The organism is Pseudenterobacter timonensis (assembly GCF_900021175.1).
In the GTDB taxonomy this organism is placed as follows: domain Bacteria; phylum Pseudomonadota; class Gammaproteobacteria; order Enterobacterales; family Enterobacteriaceae; genus Enterobacter; species Enterobacter timonensis.
In genome coordinates, this window is record NZ_FCOP01000010.1 from 585,929 (window position 1) to 602,838 (window position 16,910).

Below are 16,910 nucleotides of genomic sequence, written 5' to 3' on the forward strand. Positions count from 1 at the left end.
CATCACCTGCGCCCGCCTTGTGCTATGATTCGCACCTTTGGAGCGCGGACAAAACCGCGTGCGCTTAACTACCGCTGTCCACTTTCGGCGGAATAACAAGAGCTTGTGGTGACAGATGAATAGTGGTTATCTGCATTTTCCGGACTTCGATCCGGTTCTTTTTTCCATCGGCCCCGTTTCGCTTCACTGGTACGGCCTGATGTATCTTGTCGGCTTCGTCTTTGCCATGTGGCTGGCAGGCCGTCGCGCCAGCCGTCCGGGTAGTGGATGGACGAAAAACGAAGTTGAAAATCTGCTCTACGCCGGCTTCCTCGGCGTCTTCCTGGGTGGACGTATCGGCTACGTGCTGTTTTACAATTTGCCGGTTTTCCTCAGCGATCCGCTCTATCTGTTCCGCGTCTGGGACGGCGGCATGTCCTTCCATGGCGGCCTGATTGGCGTCATCCTGGTAATGGTCATCTTTGCTAAACGCACGAAACGCCACTTCTTCCAGGTGTCAGATTTTATTGCTCCCCTGATCCCGTTTGGGCTTGGCGCGGGGCGTCTGGGTAACTTCATTAACGGTGAACTGTGGGGACGCGTCGATCCTGGCTTCAGGTTTACCATGCTCTTCCCGGGCTCGCGGGCAGAAGATATGGCGCTGCTGCCATCACACCCGGAGTGGCAGTCGATCTTTGATACCTACGGCGTACTGCCGCGCCACATGTCACAGCTTTACGAGCTGGCGCTGGAAGGCGTGGTGCTGTTTATCATCCTCAATCTCTTTATCCGCAAGCCGCGCCCAATGGGGGCCGTATCGGGTCTCTTCCTGATTGGTTATGGCGCGTTTCGTATCATCGTGGAGTTCTTCCGCCAGCCGGATGCGCAGTTTACCGGCGAATGGGTACAGTACATCAGCATGGGGCAGATTCTCTCCATCCCGATGATCGTCGCGGGCGCAATTATGATGATTTGGGCGTATCGTCGTCGTCCACAGCAACAGCTTTCCTGAGGAACCATGAAACAGTATCTTGAACTGATGACAAAAGTGCTCCATGAGGGCACGCCGAAAAACGACCGCACCGGCACCGGTACGCTCTCCATTTTTGGCCACCAGATGCGCTTCAATTTGCAGGAAGGCTTTCCGCTGGTGACAACCAAGCGCTGCCATTTGCGCTCGATCATTCATGAACTGCTCTGGTTCCTGCAAGGCGACACCAATGTGGCCTATTTGCATGAGAATAACGTCACGATCTGGGACGAGTGGGCTGACGAAAACGGCGATCTGGGCCCGGTTTACGGCAAACAGTGGCGCGCCTGGCCTACGCCTGATGGCCGCCATATTGACCAGATTTCCACCGTTATCAACCAGCTGAAGAACGACCCGGACTCGCGCCGCATTATCGTCTCCGCCTGGAACGTGGGCGAGCTGGATAAAATGGCGCTGGCGCCGTGCCACGCATTTTTCCAGTTTTATGTGGCTGACGGCAAACTCTCCTGCCAGTTGTATCAGCGTTCCTGCGACGTTTTCCTCGGCCTGCCGTTTAATATCGCCAGCTATGCCTTACTGGTGCATATGATGGCGCAGCAGTGCGATCTTGAGGTGGGCGATTTCGTCTGGACCGGCGGTGATACGCACCTTTACAGCAACCACCTGGAACAGACGCGCCTGCAGCTTTCCCGCGAGCCGCGCGCCTTGCCGAAGCTGGTCATCAAACGTAAGCCAGACTCTCTCTTCGATTACCGCTTCGAAGATTTTGAGATTGAAGGTTACGATCCGCACCCCGGCATTAAAGCCCCGGTCGCTATCTGATCCTCCTCATCCTGACACAACCGGTGCTTGTTAGCGCCGGTTTTTTTGCCTCTTTTATCAGTTTACGAGCCCCCTTCCGGGCGTTTTGCAACACAGTGAAAATGGTGATATTTAGCGGATAACGCCTCGCAATTTTCAGATCCAGCATTCGTTTTTTCCCTTCTGTTTCTCCACACTGCCGCCATGAAAAATGAACGCGGCTTCACCTTATTTGAAACCCTGATCGCAATGATGCTGATCGTTATGCTGAGCGGCGCGGGGCTAACGGGCTGGCAGCGCTGGCAGGCGCAGCAGCAGCTCTGGCAAACCGCCCGGCAGGTACGGGATTACCTGGTTCAGTTGCGAAACGACGCCAACGGGCACAACCGGGAGCACATCGTCAGCCTTCGCCAGGCAGAAGGAGGGTGGTGCCTGTTAACGAACGATCTGGCCGATTGTCAGGCGGAAAGTTCGCAGGTGATGGTGCCGCGCTGGCCCGGCATCGTTGTTGTCGAAATTACGCCGTCGCTCGGGTTTTATGGATTAAGGGATACCGCCTGGGCAGGGCGCATACGTCTGCAAAGCCGGGCCGGTGAATGGCTAGTGATTGTCGCAAACGGCGGGCGAATCAGAATGTGCAGCAACGAGGGAGGGGATGTATGCCATTAAAGGAGCACGGTTTTTCACTTGTCGAGGTGCTACTGGCTATGGCGATAAGCAGCATTATGCTGCTTGGTGCGTCGCGATTTTTGCCGGGGCTGCAGCGGGCCACCCTCATACAGGCAGGGCTGCAGGAGCTGGAGGACGAACTCTGGCTGCGGGCGATGGCGGTGGGCAAACAGCTTCAGCGCGCAGGCTATTGCGCCGGGCAGTGCCAGGGTGCCGCGCTATTGATTAACGAGCGCTGCGTTATCGTCCAGTGGGACGCTAACAGCAACGGCCGCTGGGAGCGGTCGCCGCTTTACGCGGCGGAGCAAACTGGCTTTCGCCTGACGGACGGGGCGCTGGAAACGCTGCGCGGCGCAACGGGCTGTGAAGGGAAAGGGTGGGATAAACTGACCGATCCTGGCCGCATCCTGATCCAGCGCTTTCAGGTGAATAAAACCGAGCTGGCCGGTTTCGCGCCGCAGCTGGAGGTGCTGCTCTCCGGCTCGCTTACCGGCAGGCCAGAAAGTGCGATGACGGTGAGTCAACGCGTGACGGGATTTAATCTGTGAATCGTCAGCGGGGACTCTCCTCCCTGGGGCTGGTTCTGTTACTGCTGATTCTGGGGAGCATGACGCTGACGGGCCTCGGTTTACAGCTTGATGCCTTTACGCACAGCGTCGCCAGCGAAAGCCTGACGATCCAGCACCAGACGGCTCTCCAGTCGGCGCTGGAGTGGGGGCGGGTTCAGCAATGGCAGGCTGGAGCGCCCCTGGAGTGCAGACAGGCACCGCAGGGGCAGGTTTGTCTGCGTCAGCTGGATGAGGGGCGCGTGGTGCTGATTGCACAAGCGGGCGATATGCTGCTGTGGCGCATCGGGGAACAACAGAAAGAGCAGGTGCGCTTTTCGCCACATGGCTGGAGCGACTTTTGCCCGCTCAAGGAGAAAACGCTGTGTCAGGTACCTTAAAAAAAGAGTCAGGTTTCAGCATGGTGGAAGCCCTGCTGGCGATGGTGCTGCTGGTCATGGTAGTTCTGGCGCTGGCAGGGTTGCAGCGGGCGCTGGCTGCCCGCTTCGCCACGCTAAACCAGTATCGTCTGCTCTGGCATCACCTCTGGAATCAGGCGCAGCTACAGCCTCCTGAGTTACCCGAAGGCTGGCAGGTAAAGCGGATGCAGACAACGCAGACGGGATGTGTCAGCATCACGGTTAAAAGTATTTCTCCTTTGGGGCGGCAGGGGCAGTTAACCCGTCTGCATTGCCCGGTTAGCAAGTAGTCTGGAGCGTGTATGTTAAGGGTCTACCACTCAAATCGTCTTGATGTGCTGGAAGCGCTGATGGAGTTTCTCGTCGAGAACGATCGGCTCGCCGATCCTTTTGAGCCGGAAATGGTGCTGGTGCAGAGTACGGGTATGGCGCAGTGGCTCCAGATGACTCTTTCGCAAAAATTTGGCATTGCGGCCAATATCGACTTTCCGCTGCCGGCAAGCTTCATCTGGAATATGTTTGTCCGGGTGCTGCCTGACGTCCCTGAGCAGAGCGCATTTAACAAGCAAAGCATGAGCTGGAAGCTGATGACGCTGCTGCCCGATATGCTGTCGCGAGATGAATTTGCCATGCTGCGCCACTACCTCAGCGACGACAGCGATAAACGCAAGCTGTTTCAGCTCGCTTCCCGCACCGCAGACCTGTATGACCAGTACCTTGTCTACCGCCCCGAATGGCTTACGCAGTGGGAGGCGGGGGAGCTTATCGACGGGCTGCCGGAGGCGCAAATCTGGCAGGCTCCGCTCTGGAAGGCGCTGGTTGAACATACGGCGAAGCTTGGACAGCCGTTGTGGCACCGCGCTAACCTCTATCAGCGTTTTATTGCCGCGCTGGAGAATGCCAAAGCGAAGCCAGCCGGTTTACCGACGCGCGTATTTATCTGCGGTATCTCTGCGCTCCCGCCCGTCTATCTGGACGCTCTGAGGGCGCTCGGCAGGCATGTGGATATCCATATCCTTTTTACCAATCCCTGCCGCCACTACTGGGGCGACATTCAGGATTCACGCTGGCTTGCCCGGCTGGTCACCCGCCAGCGGCGCCGGCTGTTTGAAGATCGGGAGGTACCGCTCTTTAAAGAGGGCAGCGACGCCGCGCAGCTCTTTGATGAAGAGGGTATCCAGAATCTGCCCAACCCGCTGCTCGCCTCCTGGGGCAAGCTTGGCCGCGACTATATCCATATGCTGTCGGACATCACCTCCTCCGGCGAAGGGGATGTGGATGCTTTTGCGGATATTCCCGCAGACAGCCTGCTGCACCATGTGCAGCTCGATATTCTGGAGCTGGATAACCGCGCGGTGGCGGGCCTCTCTGCCGATGAGTTTGCCCGCAGCGACAGTAAACGGCGCCTGGATCCTGAGGATCGCACTATTACCGTCCATGTCTGCCATAGCCCGCAGCGGGAGGTGGAGGTGCTTCACGATCGGCTGCTGGCGATGTTAGAGGAAGATCCCGATCTGACGCCGCGCGATATTGTGGTCATGGTGGCCGATATCGACAGCTACAGCCCCTTTATTCAGGCGGTGTTTGGCAGTGCGACGGGCGATCGCTACCTTCCATACGCTATCTCCGACCGGCGGGCGCGTCAATCTCATCCTGCCATGCAGGCTTTTGTCAGCCTGCTCTCCCTGCCTGACAGCCGCTTTATCTCAGAAGATGTACTGGCGCTGCTGGATGTTCCGGTGCTTGCTGCGCGGTTTGGCATTGAAGAGGAGGGGCAGCGCTATTTGCGCCAGTGGGTCAATGAGTCGGGCGTACGCTGGGGGATTGATGATGATAACGTGCAGGAGTTTGAACTACCTGCCACGGGCCAGCATACCTGGCAGTTTGGCCTGACGCGCATGCTGCTGGGCTACGCCATGGAGAGCAGCCAGGGGGAATGGAATGAGGTGCTGCCTTACGATGAATCGTCGGGGTTAATCGCCGAGCTTATCGGCCATCTTGCCTCGCTGCTGATGCAGCTCAACCGCTGGCGGCGCGAGCTAATGCAGTCCCGAACCCTTGAGGCGTGGCTACCGGTCTGCCGGGAGATGCTTAACGACTTTTTCCTGCCTGACCGGGAAACCGAAGCGGCGATGGCGCTGATTGAGCAGCAGTGGCAGGCGATCATTGATGAGGGCGTCGCCTCGCACTATGGGGAGGAGGTCCCGCTCTCCCTGCTGCGCGACGAGCTGACGCTGCGTCTTGACCAGGAGCGCATCAGCCAGCGTTTTCTGGCGGGGCCGGTAAATATCTGTACGCTGATGCCCATGCGCTCCATACCGTTTAAGGTAGTTTGTCTGCTGGGGATGAACGATGGCGTCTACCCGCGCGCGCTGGCGCCGTTAGGCTTTGATCTGATGAGCCAGCAGCCGAAGCGTGGCGATCGCAGCCGTCGTGATGACGACCGCTATCTCTTCCTGGAAGCGCTCATCTCTGCCCAGCAGAAGCTCTACATTAGCTATATTGGCCGCTCGATTCAGGACAACAGCGAGCGTTTCCCGTCGGTGCTGGTGCAGGAGCTGGTGGACTATATCGGGCAAAGCCACTATCTGCCGGGCGATGAGGCGCTTAACTGCGATGAAAGCGAGCAGCGGGTAAAATCGCATATTACCTGGCACCATAGCCGCATGCCGTTCGATCCGCTTAACTACGTGGAAAGCGAGCAGCAAAGCTATGCGCGCGAATGGCTTCCTGCGGCGAAAAAGGCCGGCACCGCCCATACGGATTTTATCCAGGCGCTTCCGCCGCTTGAGCTGGATACCCTGACCTTTGAGCAACTTCAGCGCTTCTGGGCGCATCCGGTGCGGGCATTCTTCCAGCAGCGTTTGCAGGTCAATTTCCGTTCTGAAGAGAGCGAAATTCCCGACGCGGAGCCGTTTATGCTGGATGGACTGAGCCGTTACCAGCTCAACAGCCAGCTGCTTAACGCGCTGGTAGAGCAGGAGGATGCGCAGCTTCTCTACCGCCGCTATCGCGCGTCCGGGCTGCTGCCTTATGGGGCGTTTGGTGAAATTATCTGGGATGCGCAGTGCCAGGAGATGCAGGCGCTGGCAGGGCGGGTTATCGAATGCCGCCAGCCGGGTACCAGTCTGGAAATCGATCTGCTTTGCAACGGCGTGCAGCTGACGGGATGGCTACAGCACGTGCAGCCTGACGGCCTCCTGCGCTGGCGTCCCTCCAGTCTCAGCGTATCGCAAGGTTTGCAACTCTGGCTGGAGCATCTTGTCTACAGCGCCAGCGGTTACCAGGGCGAAAGCCGTCTGTTTGTTCGTAAAGATGGGGCATGGCGTTTCCCCCCCATGGACAAAGAGCAGGCGCTTGCCCTGCTCGAACTCTTTATCGACGGGTATCGCAAAGGGATGAATAAACCGCTGCTGTTACTGCCAGAAAGTGGGGGAGCGTGGATAAAAGCCTGTTTCGATGCCGAAAAGGGTGCCATGTTAACGGACGAGGCGACGCTGCAAAAAGCGCGCAGTAAATTTTTACAGGCCTATGAAGGCAACATGATGATCCCTGGCGAAGGTGACGACGTCTGGTATCAGCGCCTGTGGCGTACGCTCGAACCTGAATATTTTGACGAAATCGTCCAGGAGGCGCAGCGCTACCTGTTGCCGCTGTTTAAATTTAATCAGTCCTGATGTTTGTTTAAAAATTGCGCAGGAAAGGACGTTCATTTATGATGCCCATCCTGTCACGGACTGATGTAGCAAAAGAATGAGAGGCTGGCGCGTCCAGCTCGCAGTTTGTTAATGATGTAGCCGTGAAAAGAGGTCGTGAATGCCAGGCAGCACCTTGTTGAAAGCGTTTGTTTTGTTCGTCGCCCTTTGGGCACCCTTCATTCAGGCAGATACCGGTTGGCAACCCATCCAGGAAACTATCCGCAAAAGCGAAAAAGATCCTCGCCAGTATCAGGCTATTCGCCTGGATAACGGGATGAGTGTGCTGCTGGTTTCCGATGCGCAGGCGGTAAAATCGCTCTCGGCGCTGGTGGTGCCGGTCGGTTCGTTGCAGGATCCCGACTCCCACCCGGGCCTGGCGCACTATCTGGAACATATGACTCTGATGGGCTCTAAAAAGTATCCACAGCCCGATAGCCTCTCTGAATTTCTTAAAATGCACGGCGGCAGCCATAACGCCAGCACCGCGCCCTATCGCACTGCCTACTACCTTGAAGTCGAAAACGATGCGCTGGATGGGGCGGTCGATCGTCTGGCCGATGCGATTGCGGCTCCTTTACTGGCTCAAAAATATGCCGCTCGCGAGCGTAATGCCGTCAACGCCGAGCTGACCATGGCGCGCTCCCGTGACGGAATGCGCATGGCGCAGGTGAGCGCTGAAACTATCAACCCGGCGCACCCCGGCTCACGTTTTTCCGGCGGTAACCTGGAAACGCTGAGCGATAAACCGAACAGCCCGGTGCTGGATGCCCTGCACGCCTTCCGCGATAAATACTACTCCGCCAACCTGATGAAGGCGGTGATTTACAGCAATCGCCCTTTGCCTGAGCTGGCGAAGCTGGCGGCGCAAACCTATGGCCGCGTACCGAATAAAAATATCGAAAGACCGGAAATTGACGTGCCGGTCGTAACCGACGCGCAGAAAGGGATCATTATTCATTATGTCCCGGCTCAGCCGCGAAAAGTGTTGCGCGTTGAGTTTCGTATCGATAACAACACCGCGCAGTTTCGCAGTAAAACCGACGAGCTCGTCACCTATCTGATTGGCAACCGCAGCCCCAATACCCTGTCAGACTGGCTGCAGAAAGAGGGGCTGGTGGAAGGCATTCGCGCCGACTCCGATCCGGTAGTGAATGGCAACAGCGGCGTGCTGGCTATTTCAGCCACCTTAACCGATAAGGGACTTGCCCATCGTGACGAGGTGGTTGCCGCCATCTTCAGCTACCTCTCGCTGCTGCGGGAGAAAGGGGTGGATAAGCGCTATTTTGATGAGCTTGCGCATGTGCTGGATCTCGATTTCCGCTATCCGTCGATTACCCGCGACATGGATTATGTGGAGTGGCTGGCGGATACCATGATTCGCGTACCGGTAGAGCATACGCTGGATGCGGTAAATATCGCCGATCGCTATGACGCTAAGGCGATTCAGGCGCGTCTGGATATGATGACGCCACAAAACGCGCGCATCTGGTATATCAGCCCGAAAGAGCCGCACAACAAAACCGCCTACTTTGTCGATGCGCCATATCAGGTGGAGAAGATAAGCCCGGCCACTTTTGCCGGCTGGCAAAAAGCGGCTTCGGCGATTGCGCTTAAGCTGCCAGAGCTGAACCCCTATATTCCTGATGACTTTACGTTGATTAAGCCGGAAAAAGCCTACCCGCGCCCGGAGCTTATCGTTGATGAGCCGACGCTTCGGGTGGTTTATACCCCAAGCCGCTATTTTGCCAGCGAGCCAAAAGCGGACGTCAGCGTGGTGCTGCGCAACCCGAAAGCGATGGACAGCGCTAAAAACCAGGTGCTCTTTGCCCTCAATGACTACCTGGCGGGTATCGCGCTCGATCAGCTCAGTAACCAGGCCGCGGTTGGGGGGATCAGCTTTTCCACCAACGCCAACCATGGCCTGATGGTCAACGCAAACGGCTACACCCAGCGGCTGCCGCAGCTTTTCCTGGCATTGCTGGAGGGCTATTTCAGCTACACCCCGACCGAGGAGCAGCTTGAACAGGCCAAGTCCTGGTACGCCCTGATGATGGATTCGGCAGAAAAAGGCAAAGCGTTTGACCAGGCGATGATGCCGGTGCAGATGCTTTCGCAGATCCCCTACTTCCAGCGGGAGACGCGCCGTGCCCTGCTGCCGGGCATCACCCTGAAGGAGGTGATCGACTATCGCAACGCGCTTAAAACCCAGGCGCGGCCGGAGTTTCTGATCGTGGGCAACATGAGCGAAGCGCAGGCCAAAAAGCTGGGGCAGGATGTGCGTAAACAACTGGGGACAAACGGCAATGAGTGGTGCCGTAACCAGGATGTGGTCGTGGCTAAAAAGCAGGGCGTTATATTTGAAAAAGCGGGCAGCAGTACCGATTCGGCGCTTGCCGCCGTCTTTGTTCCAGCCGGTTATGACGAGTTTGTCAGCTCCGCCTACAGCGCGGTGTTAGGACAAATCATCCAGCCCTGGTTCTATAACCAGCTGCGCACCGAAGAGCAGCTTGGCTATGCGGTCTTTGCCTTTTCCATGAACGTGGGCCGCCAGTGGGGGCTGGGCTTCTTGCTGCAGAGTAGCGATAAACAGCCTGATTTCCTCTGGCAACGTTACCAGGCCTTTTTCCCTAAGGCAGAGGCGAAGCTGCGTGCGATGGCGCCAGCGGAGTTTGCACAAATTCAACAGGCGGTCATCGCTCAGGTGCAACAGCCGCCGCAGACACTGGGGGAAGAGGCCTCGCAGCTAAGTAAAGATTTCGACAGGGGTAATATGCGCTTCGATTCACGTGATAAGATCGCGTCCGAAATCAAACAGCTGACGCCGCAAAAAGTTGCCGACTTCTTCCATCAGGCTGTGCTCCAGCCGCAGGGGATGGCATGTTTATCCCAGGTTTCCGGCAGTCAGAATGGCAAGGCGGAGTACGCCACGCCGAAGGGCTGGAAAGTATGGGAGAGCGTCAGCGCATTGCAGCAAACTATGCCCTGGAGTAAGAAAGAATGACCGACACCGCTGAGTCCCTTGATCCCCTACGTTTGCCGCTGTTGGGCGAACGGTTGATTGAAGCCTCAGCGGGAACAGGAAAAACTTACACCATCGCCGCGCTTTATCTGCGTCTGCTGCTTGGTCTGGGCGGCAGCGCCGCCTTTACGCGCCCGCTCAGCGTGGAAGAGATTCTGGTGGTGACCTTTACCGAGGCCGCCACCGCTGAACTGCGCGGGCGAATCCGCTCGAACATACATGAACTGCGCATCGCCTGCCTGCGTGAAACGACCGATAGTCCGCTTTACGCAAGCCTTCTTGATGAGATCGAGAACCGGGAACAGGCCGCGCAATGGTTGTTACTGGCTGAGCGCCAGATGGACGAGGCCGCCATCTTTACCATTCACGGCTTCTGCCAGCGCATGCTGAGCCTGAACGCCTTTGAATCCGGTATGCTTTTTGAGCTTCAGCTTATCGAAGATGAGTCACGGCTGCGCTACCAGGCCTGCGCCGATTTCTGGCGCCGCCACTGCTATCCTCTGCCGCGCGAAATTGCCGAGGCGGTACACGCGCTCTGGAAAGGGCCGGAAGAGCTGCTTCGCGCCATCGACCGCTACCTGCAGGGCGAGGCGCCGGTGATCAAATCCCCTCCGCCTGCGGATGAAACGCTGGCTTCACGCCATGAGAAAATCGTCGCCACCATCAGGGCGATGAAACAGAAGTGGTGCGAATCGGCAGGAGAGATCGAGGCGATCATCGAAAATTCCGGTATCGACAGGCGTAAATTTAACCGGGGCAATCAGGCGAAATGGATAGAGAAAATCAACGCCTGGGCGCAGGAGGAGACGCGCAGCTATCTGCTGCCTGAAGCGCTGGAAAAATTCTCTCAACGCTTCCTCGCAGAACGAACCAAAGCGGGTGGCGCAGTGCCGGAACATCCGCTTTTCAGCGCCATTGATGAGCTGCTGGCGCAGCCGCTGACGTTGAACGATTTAATGCTCACCCGCGCCATGATCGAAATCCGTGAGGCGGTGGCGCGCGAAAAGCGTCGCCGCGGCGAGCTGGGCTTTGACGATATGTTAAGCCGCCTTGACGCGGCGCTGAACAACGCCAGCGGCGAAGCGCTCGCCGCCGCAATCCGCACCCGCTTCCCGGTGGCGATGATCGATGAATTTCAGGATACCGACCCGCAGCAGTACCGTATTTTTCGCCGCATCTGGCGCCAGCAGCCCGAGACGGCGCTGCTGCTGATTGGCGACCCCAAACAGGCTATTTACGCTTTCCGCGGGGCGGACATATTCACCTACATGAAAGCCCGCGGCGAGGTGGCGGCGCACTATACGCTGGATACCAACTGGCGATCGGCGCCGGGCATGGTCGACAGCGTCAACACGCTGTTCGGACAGATGGACAGCCCCTTTATGTTCCGGGAAATTCCCTTTTTGCCGGTCCGGTCGGCGCCGGGGAACGCCTCGCTGCGCTTCGAATACCAGGGGCAGAGCCAGCCCGCCATGCGCTTCTGGCTGATGGAAGGAGAGGGCTGCGGCGTGGGCGACTACCAGTCTTATATGGCGGAGCACTGCGCGGCGCAAATTCGCGACTGGCTAAGCGCCGGGCTGCGCGGCGAAGCTACCCTCTGGAAGGGGAGCGCTTCCCGCCCCGTTAAAGCCTCTGACATCACGGTACTGGTACGCAGCCGCCAGGAGGCGGCCCTGATCCGCGATGCGCTGACCCTGCTGGATATCCCCTCGGTCTACCTCTCTAACCGCGACAGCGTTTTTGAAACGCTGGAAGCGCAGGAGATGCTCTGGCTGTTGCAGGCGGTTCTGGCGCCGGAGCGCGAAAGCACGCTGCGCAGCGCGCTGGCGAGCTCCATGCTGGGGCTGAACGCGCTCGACATCAACCGGCTGAATCAAAACGAGGCGGAATGGGATGCCGCCGTCGAGGAGTTTGTTCATTATCGCGAGCGCTGGCAAAAGCGCGGCGTGATGGCGATGCTGCGCGAGCTAATGGCCCGGCGGCAGATAGCGGAAAATATGCTGGCGACCCCCGGCGGTGAGCGGCGTCTTACCGATATCCTGCATCTCAGCGAACTGCTGCAGGAGGCGGGTTCGCAGCTGGAGAGCGAACATGCGCTGGTGCGCTGGCTGGCCCAGCACATTGCCGACCCGAACAGCAACGCCGCCAGCCAGCAGATGCGTCTGGAGAGCGACAAACATCTGGTGCAGATTGTCACCATCCACAAATCGAAAGGGCTGGAGTATCCCCTGGTCTGGCTGCCGTTTATCGCCAACTACCGGCCCCAGGATCAGGCGTTTTATCACGATCGTGAATCGTTCGAGGCGGTTCTCGACCTGAGCAAGGCGGATAGTAGCCTTGAGCTGGCCGAGGCCGAACGTCTGGCTGAGGATTTACGCCTGCTGTACGTGGCGCTTACCCGCTCCGTCTGGCACTGTAGCCTGGGCGTGGCGCCGCTTTTCCGCCGGCGGGGAGAGAAAACGGGGGAGAGTGATTTTCACCAGAGCGCGCTGGGACGGTTGATCCAGAAAGGAGAACCGATGGACGCTGCGGGGCTGCGCCAGCGCCTGACCTCGCTTTGTAACGATCATATCGCGCTTTATCTTCCCGATCTGCCCGACAACAGCCGCTGGCAGATGCCGGAGCCGCTGACGCCCGATTTAGGGGTGCGGCGTCTTACCCGCGCGGTGCAGGATGAGTGGCGCGTCACCAGTTATTCCGGGTTACAGCAGCACGGACAAAGCGTGGCCCAGGATCTGATGCCGAAGCTCGATATCGACGCCGCGGGGGTTGGCGAAACGGTTTCACAGCCGGTACTGACGCCGCACCAGTTCCCGCGCGGTGCCTCGCCGGGCACCTTTTTACACGGTCTTTTCGAGTCGATCGATTTCACCCAACCTGTCTCGCCAGAGTGGGTGCAGGAGAGGGTACTAAAGGGGGGCTACGCTCCCGAGTGGCAGCCGGTGCTGACCGACTGGATCGCAGCGGTGTTGCAGGCGCCGTTAACGGAAACGGGCTTCACCCTGAGCCAACTCGCTCCCCGGGAAAAGCAGGTGGAGATGGAGTTCTGGCTGCCTGTTTCCGGTTTGCTGACCGCGGGAGCGCTCGATCAGCTTATTCGCGAGCACGATCCCCTCTCCCGGGGCTGCCCGCCGCTCGATTTCCGGCAGGTGAGTGGTATGCTCAAAGGCTTTATTGACCTTGTTTTTCGCCACAACGGGCGCTATTACCTGCTGGATTACAAATCCAACTGGCTGGGCGAAAACAGCGAAGCCTATACCCGACAGGCGATGGCGCAGGCGATGCAAACCCACCGTTATGATTTGCAGTATCAGCTCTATACGCTGGCGCTGCATCGCTATCTGCGCCACCGTATCGCCGACTACGCCTATAACGATCACTTTGGTGGGGTAATTTATCTTTTCTTACGCGGCGTAAAGGCTGGTGACCCCGATTCGGGGATCTTCAGAACGCGGCCCGACGCGGCGTTGATTGAAAAAATGGACGACCTGTTCGCAGCAGGTACGGAGGAGAGAGCGTAATGACCATGCAGGAACTATTGCTGGAGGCGGTGGAACAGCGCGCCCTGCGCCGGCTGGACGTGCAGTTCGCCATGATGGTCGCCAGTAATGAAGAGCCCGCGGTAATGTTCGCCGCGGCGATGCTCAGTAAAGATGCGGGAGACGGGCATGCCTGCCTCCCGCTTACGCGTCTGCGTCTGGACGAGAAAACGCCCCCGGCGCTTCGCGCCTGTTTTACGATGCTGGGGGAGAGGGTTGACTGGCACGCTGAGCTGCAACGCGCCGCCGCCGTCAGCGGCGGCGACAGACCGACGCCGCTGATCCTCTGGGCAGAGCGGCTCTACCTGAACCGCATGTGGCGCAACGAGCTTGCCATCGCGCGTTTCTTTAATGAAGCCAACCAGCCGTTACCCTACGATCCGCAGCAGCTTAACCAGACGCTCGACGCGCTGTTCGGCCCGGCGGAGGGGGTAAACTGGCAAAAAGTGGCCGCCGCCGTGGCGCTCACGCGTCGAATCGCCGTGATTTCCGGCGGGCCAGGCACCGGTAAGACCACGACCGTGGCGAAGCTGCTCGCCGCGCTGATTCAGATGACGGGGGAGCAAAAGTGCCGTATCCGGCTGGCGGCTCCCACCGGGAAAGCGGCCGCGCGGCTGACCGAATCCCTCGGCGGCGCGTTGCAGAAACTCTCCCTGACCGAACAGCAGCGTAAGCAGTTCCCTTCCGAGGCGAGCACGCTGCACCGTCTGCTTGGCGCCCAGCCCGGGAGCCAGCGCTTACGTTACCATGCCGGAAACCCGCTTCATCTCGACGTGCTGGTGGTGGATGAAGCCTCCATGATCGACCTGACGATGATGTCGCGGCTGATAGAGGCGCTGCCGCCCCACGCCAGAGTGATTTTCCTCGGCGATCGCGATCAGCTTGCTTCGGTGGAAGCGGGAGCGGTGCTGGGCGATATCTGTACCTGTGCCAGCGCGGGTTATACCGCCGAACGCGCCCGCGAGCTTGCCCGGCTTACCGGCTGCCCTCTTGAGGGTAACGACGATCCGGCCGCTGGCGTTCTGCGCGACAGCCTCTGTCTGCTGCAAAAAAGCTACCGTTTTGGCAGCGACTCCGGTATCGGCAGGCTGGCAGCGGCGGTTAACTGCGGCGATCGCAGCGCAATACGGCAGGTATTTGACGGCACTTATGGGGATATCGCCAGAAAAGTGCTGCAGACGGGGGAGGAGTATCTGGCCATGCTGGAGGATGCGCTCGCCGGTTACGAACGTTACCTCGCCGCCCTGAAAAAACAGGATGCGCCTGAAGCCGTTATCGCCTCTTTCAGCGAGTTTCAGCTTCTCTGCGCGTTGCGCGAAGGGCCCTTTGGCGTGGCGGGGCTTAACGAACGTTTTGAGCAGGCGCTGGCGCAGAAGCGTAAAATCAGCCGCTCGCCGCATACTCGCTGGTATGAGGGACGCCCGGTGATGATCTCCCGCAACGACAGCGCGCTGGGGCTTTTTAACGGCGATATTGGCATCGCCCTCGATCGCGGCGACGGGCTGCGCGTATGGTTTCAGTTGCCCGACGGCAGCGTGAAGTCAGTGCAGCCGAGCCGCCTGCCGGATCATGAAACGGCCTGGGCGATGACGGTACACAAGTCGCAGGGTTCGGAATTTGACCACGCTGCGCTGATCCTGCCGTCGCAGATGTCGCCGGTCGTGACGCGCGAACTGGTCTATACCGCCATCACGCGCGCGCGCCGCCGTTTATCGCTCTATGCCGATGATAAAGTACTGACGCAGGCGGTTACCACGCGCACCGAGCGGCGCAGCGGGTTAAGCGAGATATTTGCACAGTAAGGCAGGGCTCCTTCGCGTTCAGCATGGCTGAACGCGAAGGGGCAGCGTAGCCCTCAGGCGAGATCCGCCATCAGCACTTTTGAGCGGCGCTGGTAGTTATACATCTGCTTTTTGCTCTCCGGCAGCAGGTCGATATCCACCGGCGTAAAGCCGCGCTCCTGGAACCAGTGAATGCTGCGCGTCGTCAGCACAAACAGCTTGCTCAGGCCAATCTGCCGGGCCTGTGCCGCGATACGCTCCAGCAACACCTCTCCGCGCGACGAGCTACGATAGTCGGGATGCACTGCCACGCAGGCCATTTCGCCAATCTTCTCTTCCGGGAAAGGGTAGAGCGCCGCGCAGGCGATAGTCAGGTTATCGCGCTGAATAATGGTAAATTTATCGATCTCCATCTCCAGCTGCTCGCGCGAGCGGCGGACCAGGATCCCCTGCTGCTCCAGGGGACGAATCAGCTCCAGGATCCCGCCGATATCGTTAATGGTGGCGCGACGAATCTGCTCGGCGCTCTCCATCACAATCTGAGTGCCGATGCCGTCGCGGGAGAAGAGCTCCTGTAACAGCGCGCCATCCTCCTGATAGCTGATAAGGTGGCTGCGGCGTACCCCGCTGCGGCACGCTTTTACCGCGCCGCGCAGAAAACGTACCGTACCGGAATAGTAATCACCTTCGGCCTCCAGCGCCTCCACGCGCGCCTGCGCTTCGTTAGGGAAGAGCTCGGAGACGATATCCCCCCGTTCGTTAAAGACCCCCTGCGAGGAGCAGAAGCCAATCATCTTCTCCGCTTTCAGCTTGATGGCGAGCTGGGTGGCGATCTCTTCTGAGGTGAGATTAAAGCTCTCGCCGGTAACCGACACCGCCACAGGCCCCATCAGTACGATGGCGCCGCTGTCGAGCTGGCGGTGGATTGCCTCTTCGTCGATACGGCGGATACGGCCGCTGTGGCAGTAATCCACGCCGTCGTCCACCCCCAGCGGCTGGGAGATAATAAAGTTTCCGCTTACCACGTTAATATGCGCCCCCTGCAGGGGCGTATTGTTGAGGCTCATCGACAGGCGGGCGGTAATATCGAGCTGAAGCTGACCGGCCGCCTGTTTTACCAGTTCCAGGGTTTTGGCGTCGGTAACGCGGATATGTTTGTGATAAAGCGGCTCATGATGATGCGCATTGAGGTTCGCCTCAATCTGCGGGCGCGCGCCGTAGACCACCACCAGGCGAATACCCAGGCTGTGCAACAGGCCAATATCATTGACGATGCTGGAAAAGTTTTCATGTTCAATGGCTTCGCCACCCAACATAATGACAAACGTCTTTCCCCGGTGGGCGTTGATATAGGGAACAGAATGGCGAAATCCCTGGACCAGTTCGATTCTACGTTCCTTTACCACGGCACAACCCTCAGTGAATTTTTATTCGTAATTTGTGTATTTTTATTCGATTCTGGCGCTAAG

At 58.6% G+C, this 16,910-nt stretch carries 11 protein-coding genes; 10 read left to right on the plus strand and 1 reads right to left on the minus strand.

The genetic code is table 11. The features are described 5' to 3' along the window. Positions 1-115 precede the first annotated feature (115 nt). The 10 genes from lgt to recD all read left to right on the plus strand — a co-directional run bounded on the left by lgt (position 116) and on the right by recD (position 15,462). Positions 116-991 carry a prolipoprotein diacylglyceryl transferase gene (lgt, locus tag BN3796_RS05235; protein WP_061707322.1) on the plus strand — a complete coding sequence of 292 codons (876 nt, stop codon included), beginning with the start codon at positions 116-118 and terminating at the stop codon, positions 989-991. Between the two features lie 6 nt (positions 992-997). Beyond that, positions 998-1,792, plus strand: coding sequence for a thymidylate synthase (gene thyA, locus BN3796_RS05240; RefSeq protein ID WP_061707323.1), 795 nt, complete (start codon positions 998-1,000; stop codon positions 1,790-1,792). 183 nt (positions 1,793-1,975) lie between these two features. After that, positions 1,976-2,440, plus strand: coding sequence for a prepilin peptidase-dependent protein (locus BN3796_RS05245; RefSeq protein WP_061707324.1), 465 nt, complete (start codon positions 1,976-1,978; stop codon positions 2,438-2,440). Beyond that, positions 2,431-2,988, plus strand: coding sequence for a prepilin peptidase-dependent protein (locus BN3796_RS05250; protein ID WP_061707325.1), 558 nt, complete (start codon positions 2,431-2,433; stop codon positions 2,986-2,988). Before BN3796_RS05245 ends, BN3796_RS05250 begins: the two co-directional genes overlap by 10 nt. Further along, positions 2,985-3,386: a DUF2509 family protein gene (locus tag BN3796_RS05255; RefSeq protein WP_061707326.1), complete on the plus strand. Its 402-nt coding sequence runs from the start codon at positions 2,985-2,987 to the stop codon at positions 3,384-3,386. The genes BN3796_RS05250 and BN3796_RS05255 overlap by 4 nt, the downstream gene beginning before the upstream one ends. After that, on the plus strand, positions 3,371-3,694 hold the full coding sequence (locus tag BN3796_RS05260) for a prepilin-type N-terminal cleavage/methylation domain-containing protein (RefSeq protein ID WP_061707327.1): 324 nt from the start codon (positions 3,371-3,373) through the stop codon (positions 3,692-3,694). Before BN3796_RS05255 ends, BN3796_RS05260 begins: the two co-directional genes overlap by 16 nt. A gap of 12 nt (positions 3,695-3,706) precedes the next feature. After that, on the plus strand, positions 3,707-7,081 hold the full coding sequence (gene recC, locus BN3796_RS05265; protein WP_061707328.1) for an exodeoxyribonuclease V subunit gamma: 3,375 nt from the start codon (positions 3,707-3,709) through the stop codon (positions 7,079-7,081). A gap of 139 nt (positions 7,082-7,220) precedes the next feature. Next, positions 7,221-10,103 carry a pitrilysin gene (gene ptrA / locus BN3796_RS05270; RefSeq protein WP_061707329.1) on the plus strand — a complete coding sequence of 961 codons (2,883 nt, stop codon included), beginning with the start codon at positions 7,221-7,223 and terminating at the stop codon, positions 10,101-10,103. Further along, positions 10,100-13,642 (plus strand): exodeoxyribonuclease V subunit beta, encoded by a 3,543-nt coding sequence (gene recB, locus BN3796_RS05275; RefSeq protein ID WP_061707330.1) that lies wholly within the window; start codon positions 10,100-10,102, stop codon positions 13,640-13,642. The genes ptrA and recB overlap by 4 nt, the downstream gene beginning before the upstream one ends. Then, entirely contained in the window at positions 13,642-15,462 is a 1,821-nt protein-coding gene (recD, locus tag BN3796_RS05280; protein WP_061707331.1) for an exodeoxyribonuclease V subunit alpha, read from the plus strand. Before recB ends, recD begins: the two co-directional genes overlap by 1 nt. 53 nt (positions 15,463-15,515) lie before the next feature. Here recD and argA read toward each other — a convergent pair whose 3' ends face one another. Then, positions 15,516-16,847, minus strand: coding sequence for an amino-acid N-acetyltransferase (gene argA / locus BN3796_RS05285; RefSeq protein WP_061707332.1), 1,332 nt, complete (start codon positions 16,845-16,847; stop codon positions 15,516-15,518). Between the last annotated feature and the right edge of the window lie 63 nt (positions 16,848-16,910).

Excerpts from the sequence above, each read along its gene's own strand:
- lgt (WP_061707322.1), top strand. The coding sequence starts at position 116 with ATGAATAGTGGTTATCTGCATTTTCCGGACTTCGATCCGGTTCTTTTT.
- thyA (WP_061707323.1), top strand. The coding sequence starts at position 998 with ATGAAACAGTATCTTGAACTGATGACAAAAGTGCTCCATGAGGGCACG.
- BN3796_RS05245 (WP_061707324.1), top strand. The coding sequence starts at position 1,976 with ATGAAAAATGAACGCGGCTTCACCTTATTTGAAACCCTGATCGCAATG.
- BN3796_RS05250 (WP_061707325.1), top strand. The coding sequence starts at position 2,431 with ATGCCATTAAAGGAGCACGGTTTTTCACTTGTCGAGGTGCTACTGGCT.
- recC (WP_061707328.1), top strand. The coding sequence starts at position 3,707 with ATGTTAAGGGTCTACCACTCAAATCGTCTTGATGTGCTGGAAGCGCTG.
- ptrA (WP_061707329.1), top strand. The coding sequence starts at position 7,221 with ATGCCAGGCAGCACCTTGTTGAAAGCGTTTGTTTTGTTCGTCGCCCTT.
- recB (WP_061707330.1), top strand. The coding sequence starts at position 10,100 with ATGACCGACACCGCTGAGTCCCTTGATCCCCTACGTTTGCCGCTGTTG.
- recD (WP_061707331.1), top strand. The coding sequence starts at position 13,642 with ATGACCATGCAGGAACTATTGCTGGAGGCGGTGGAACAGCGCGCCCTG.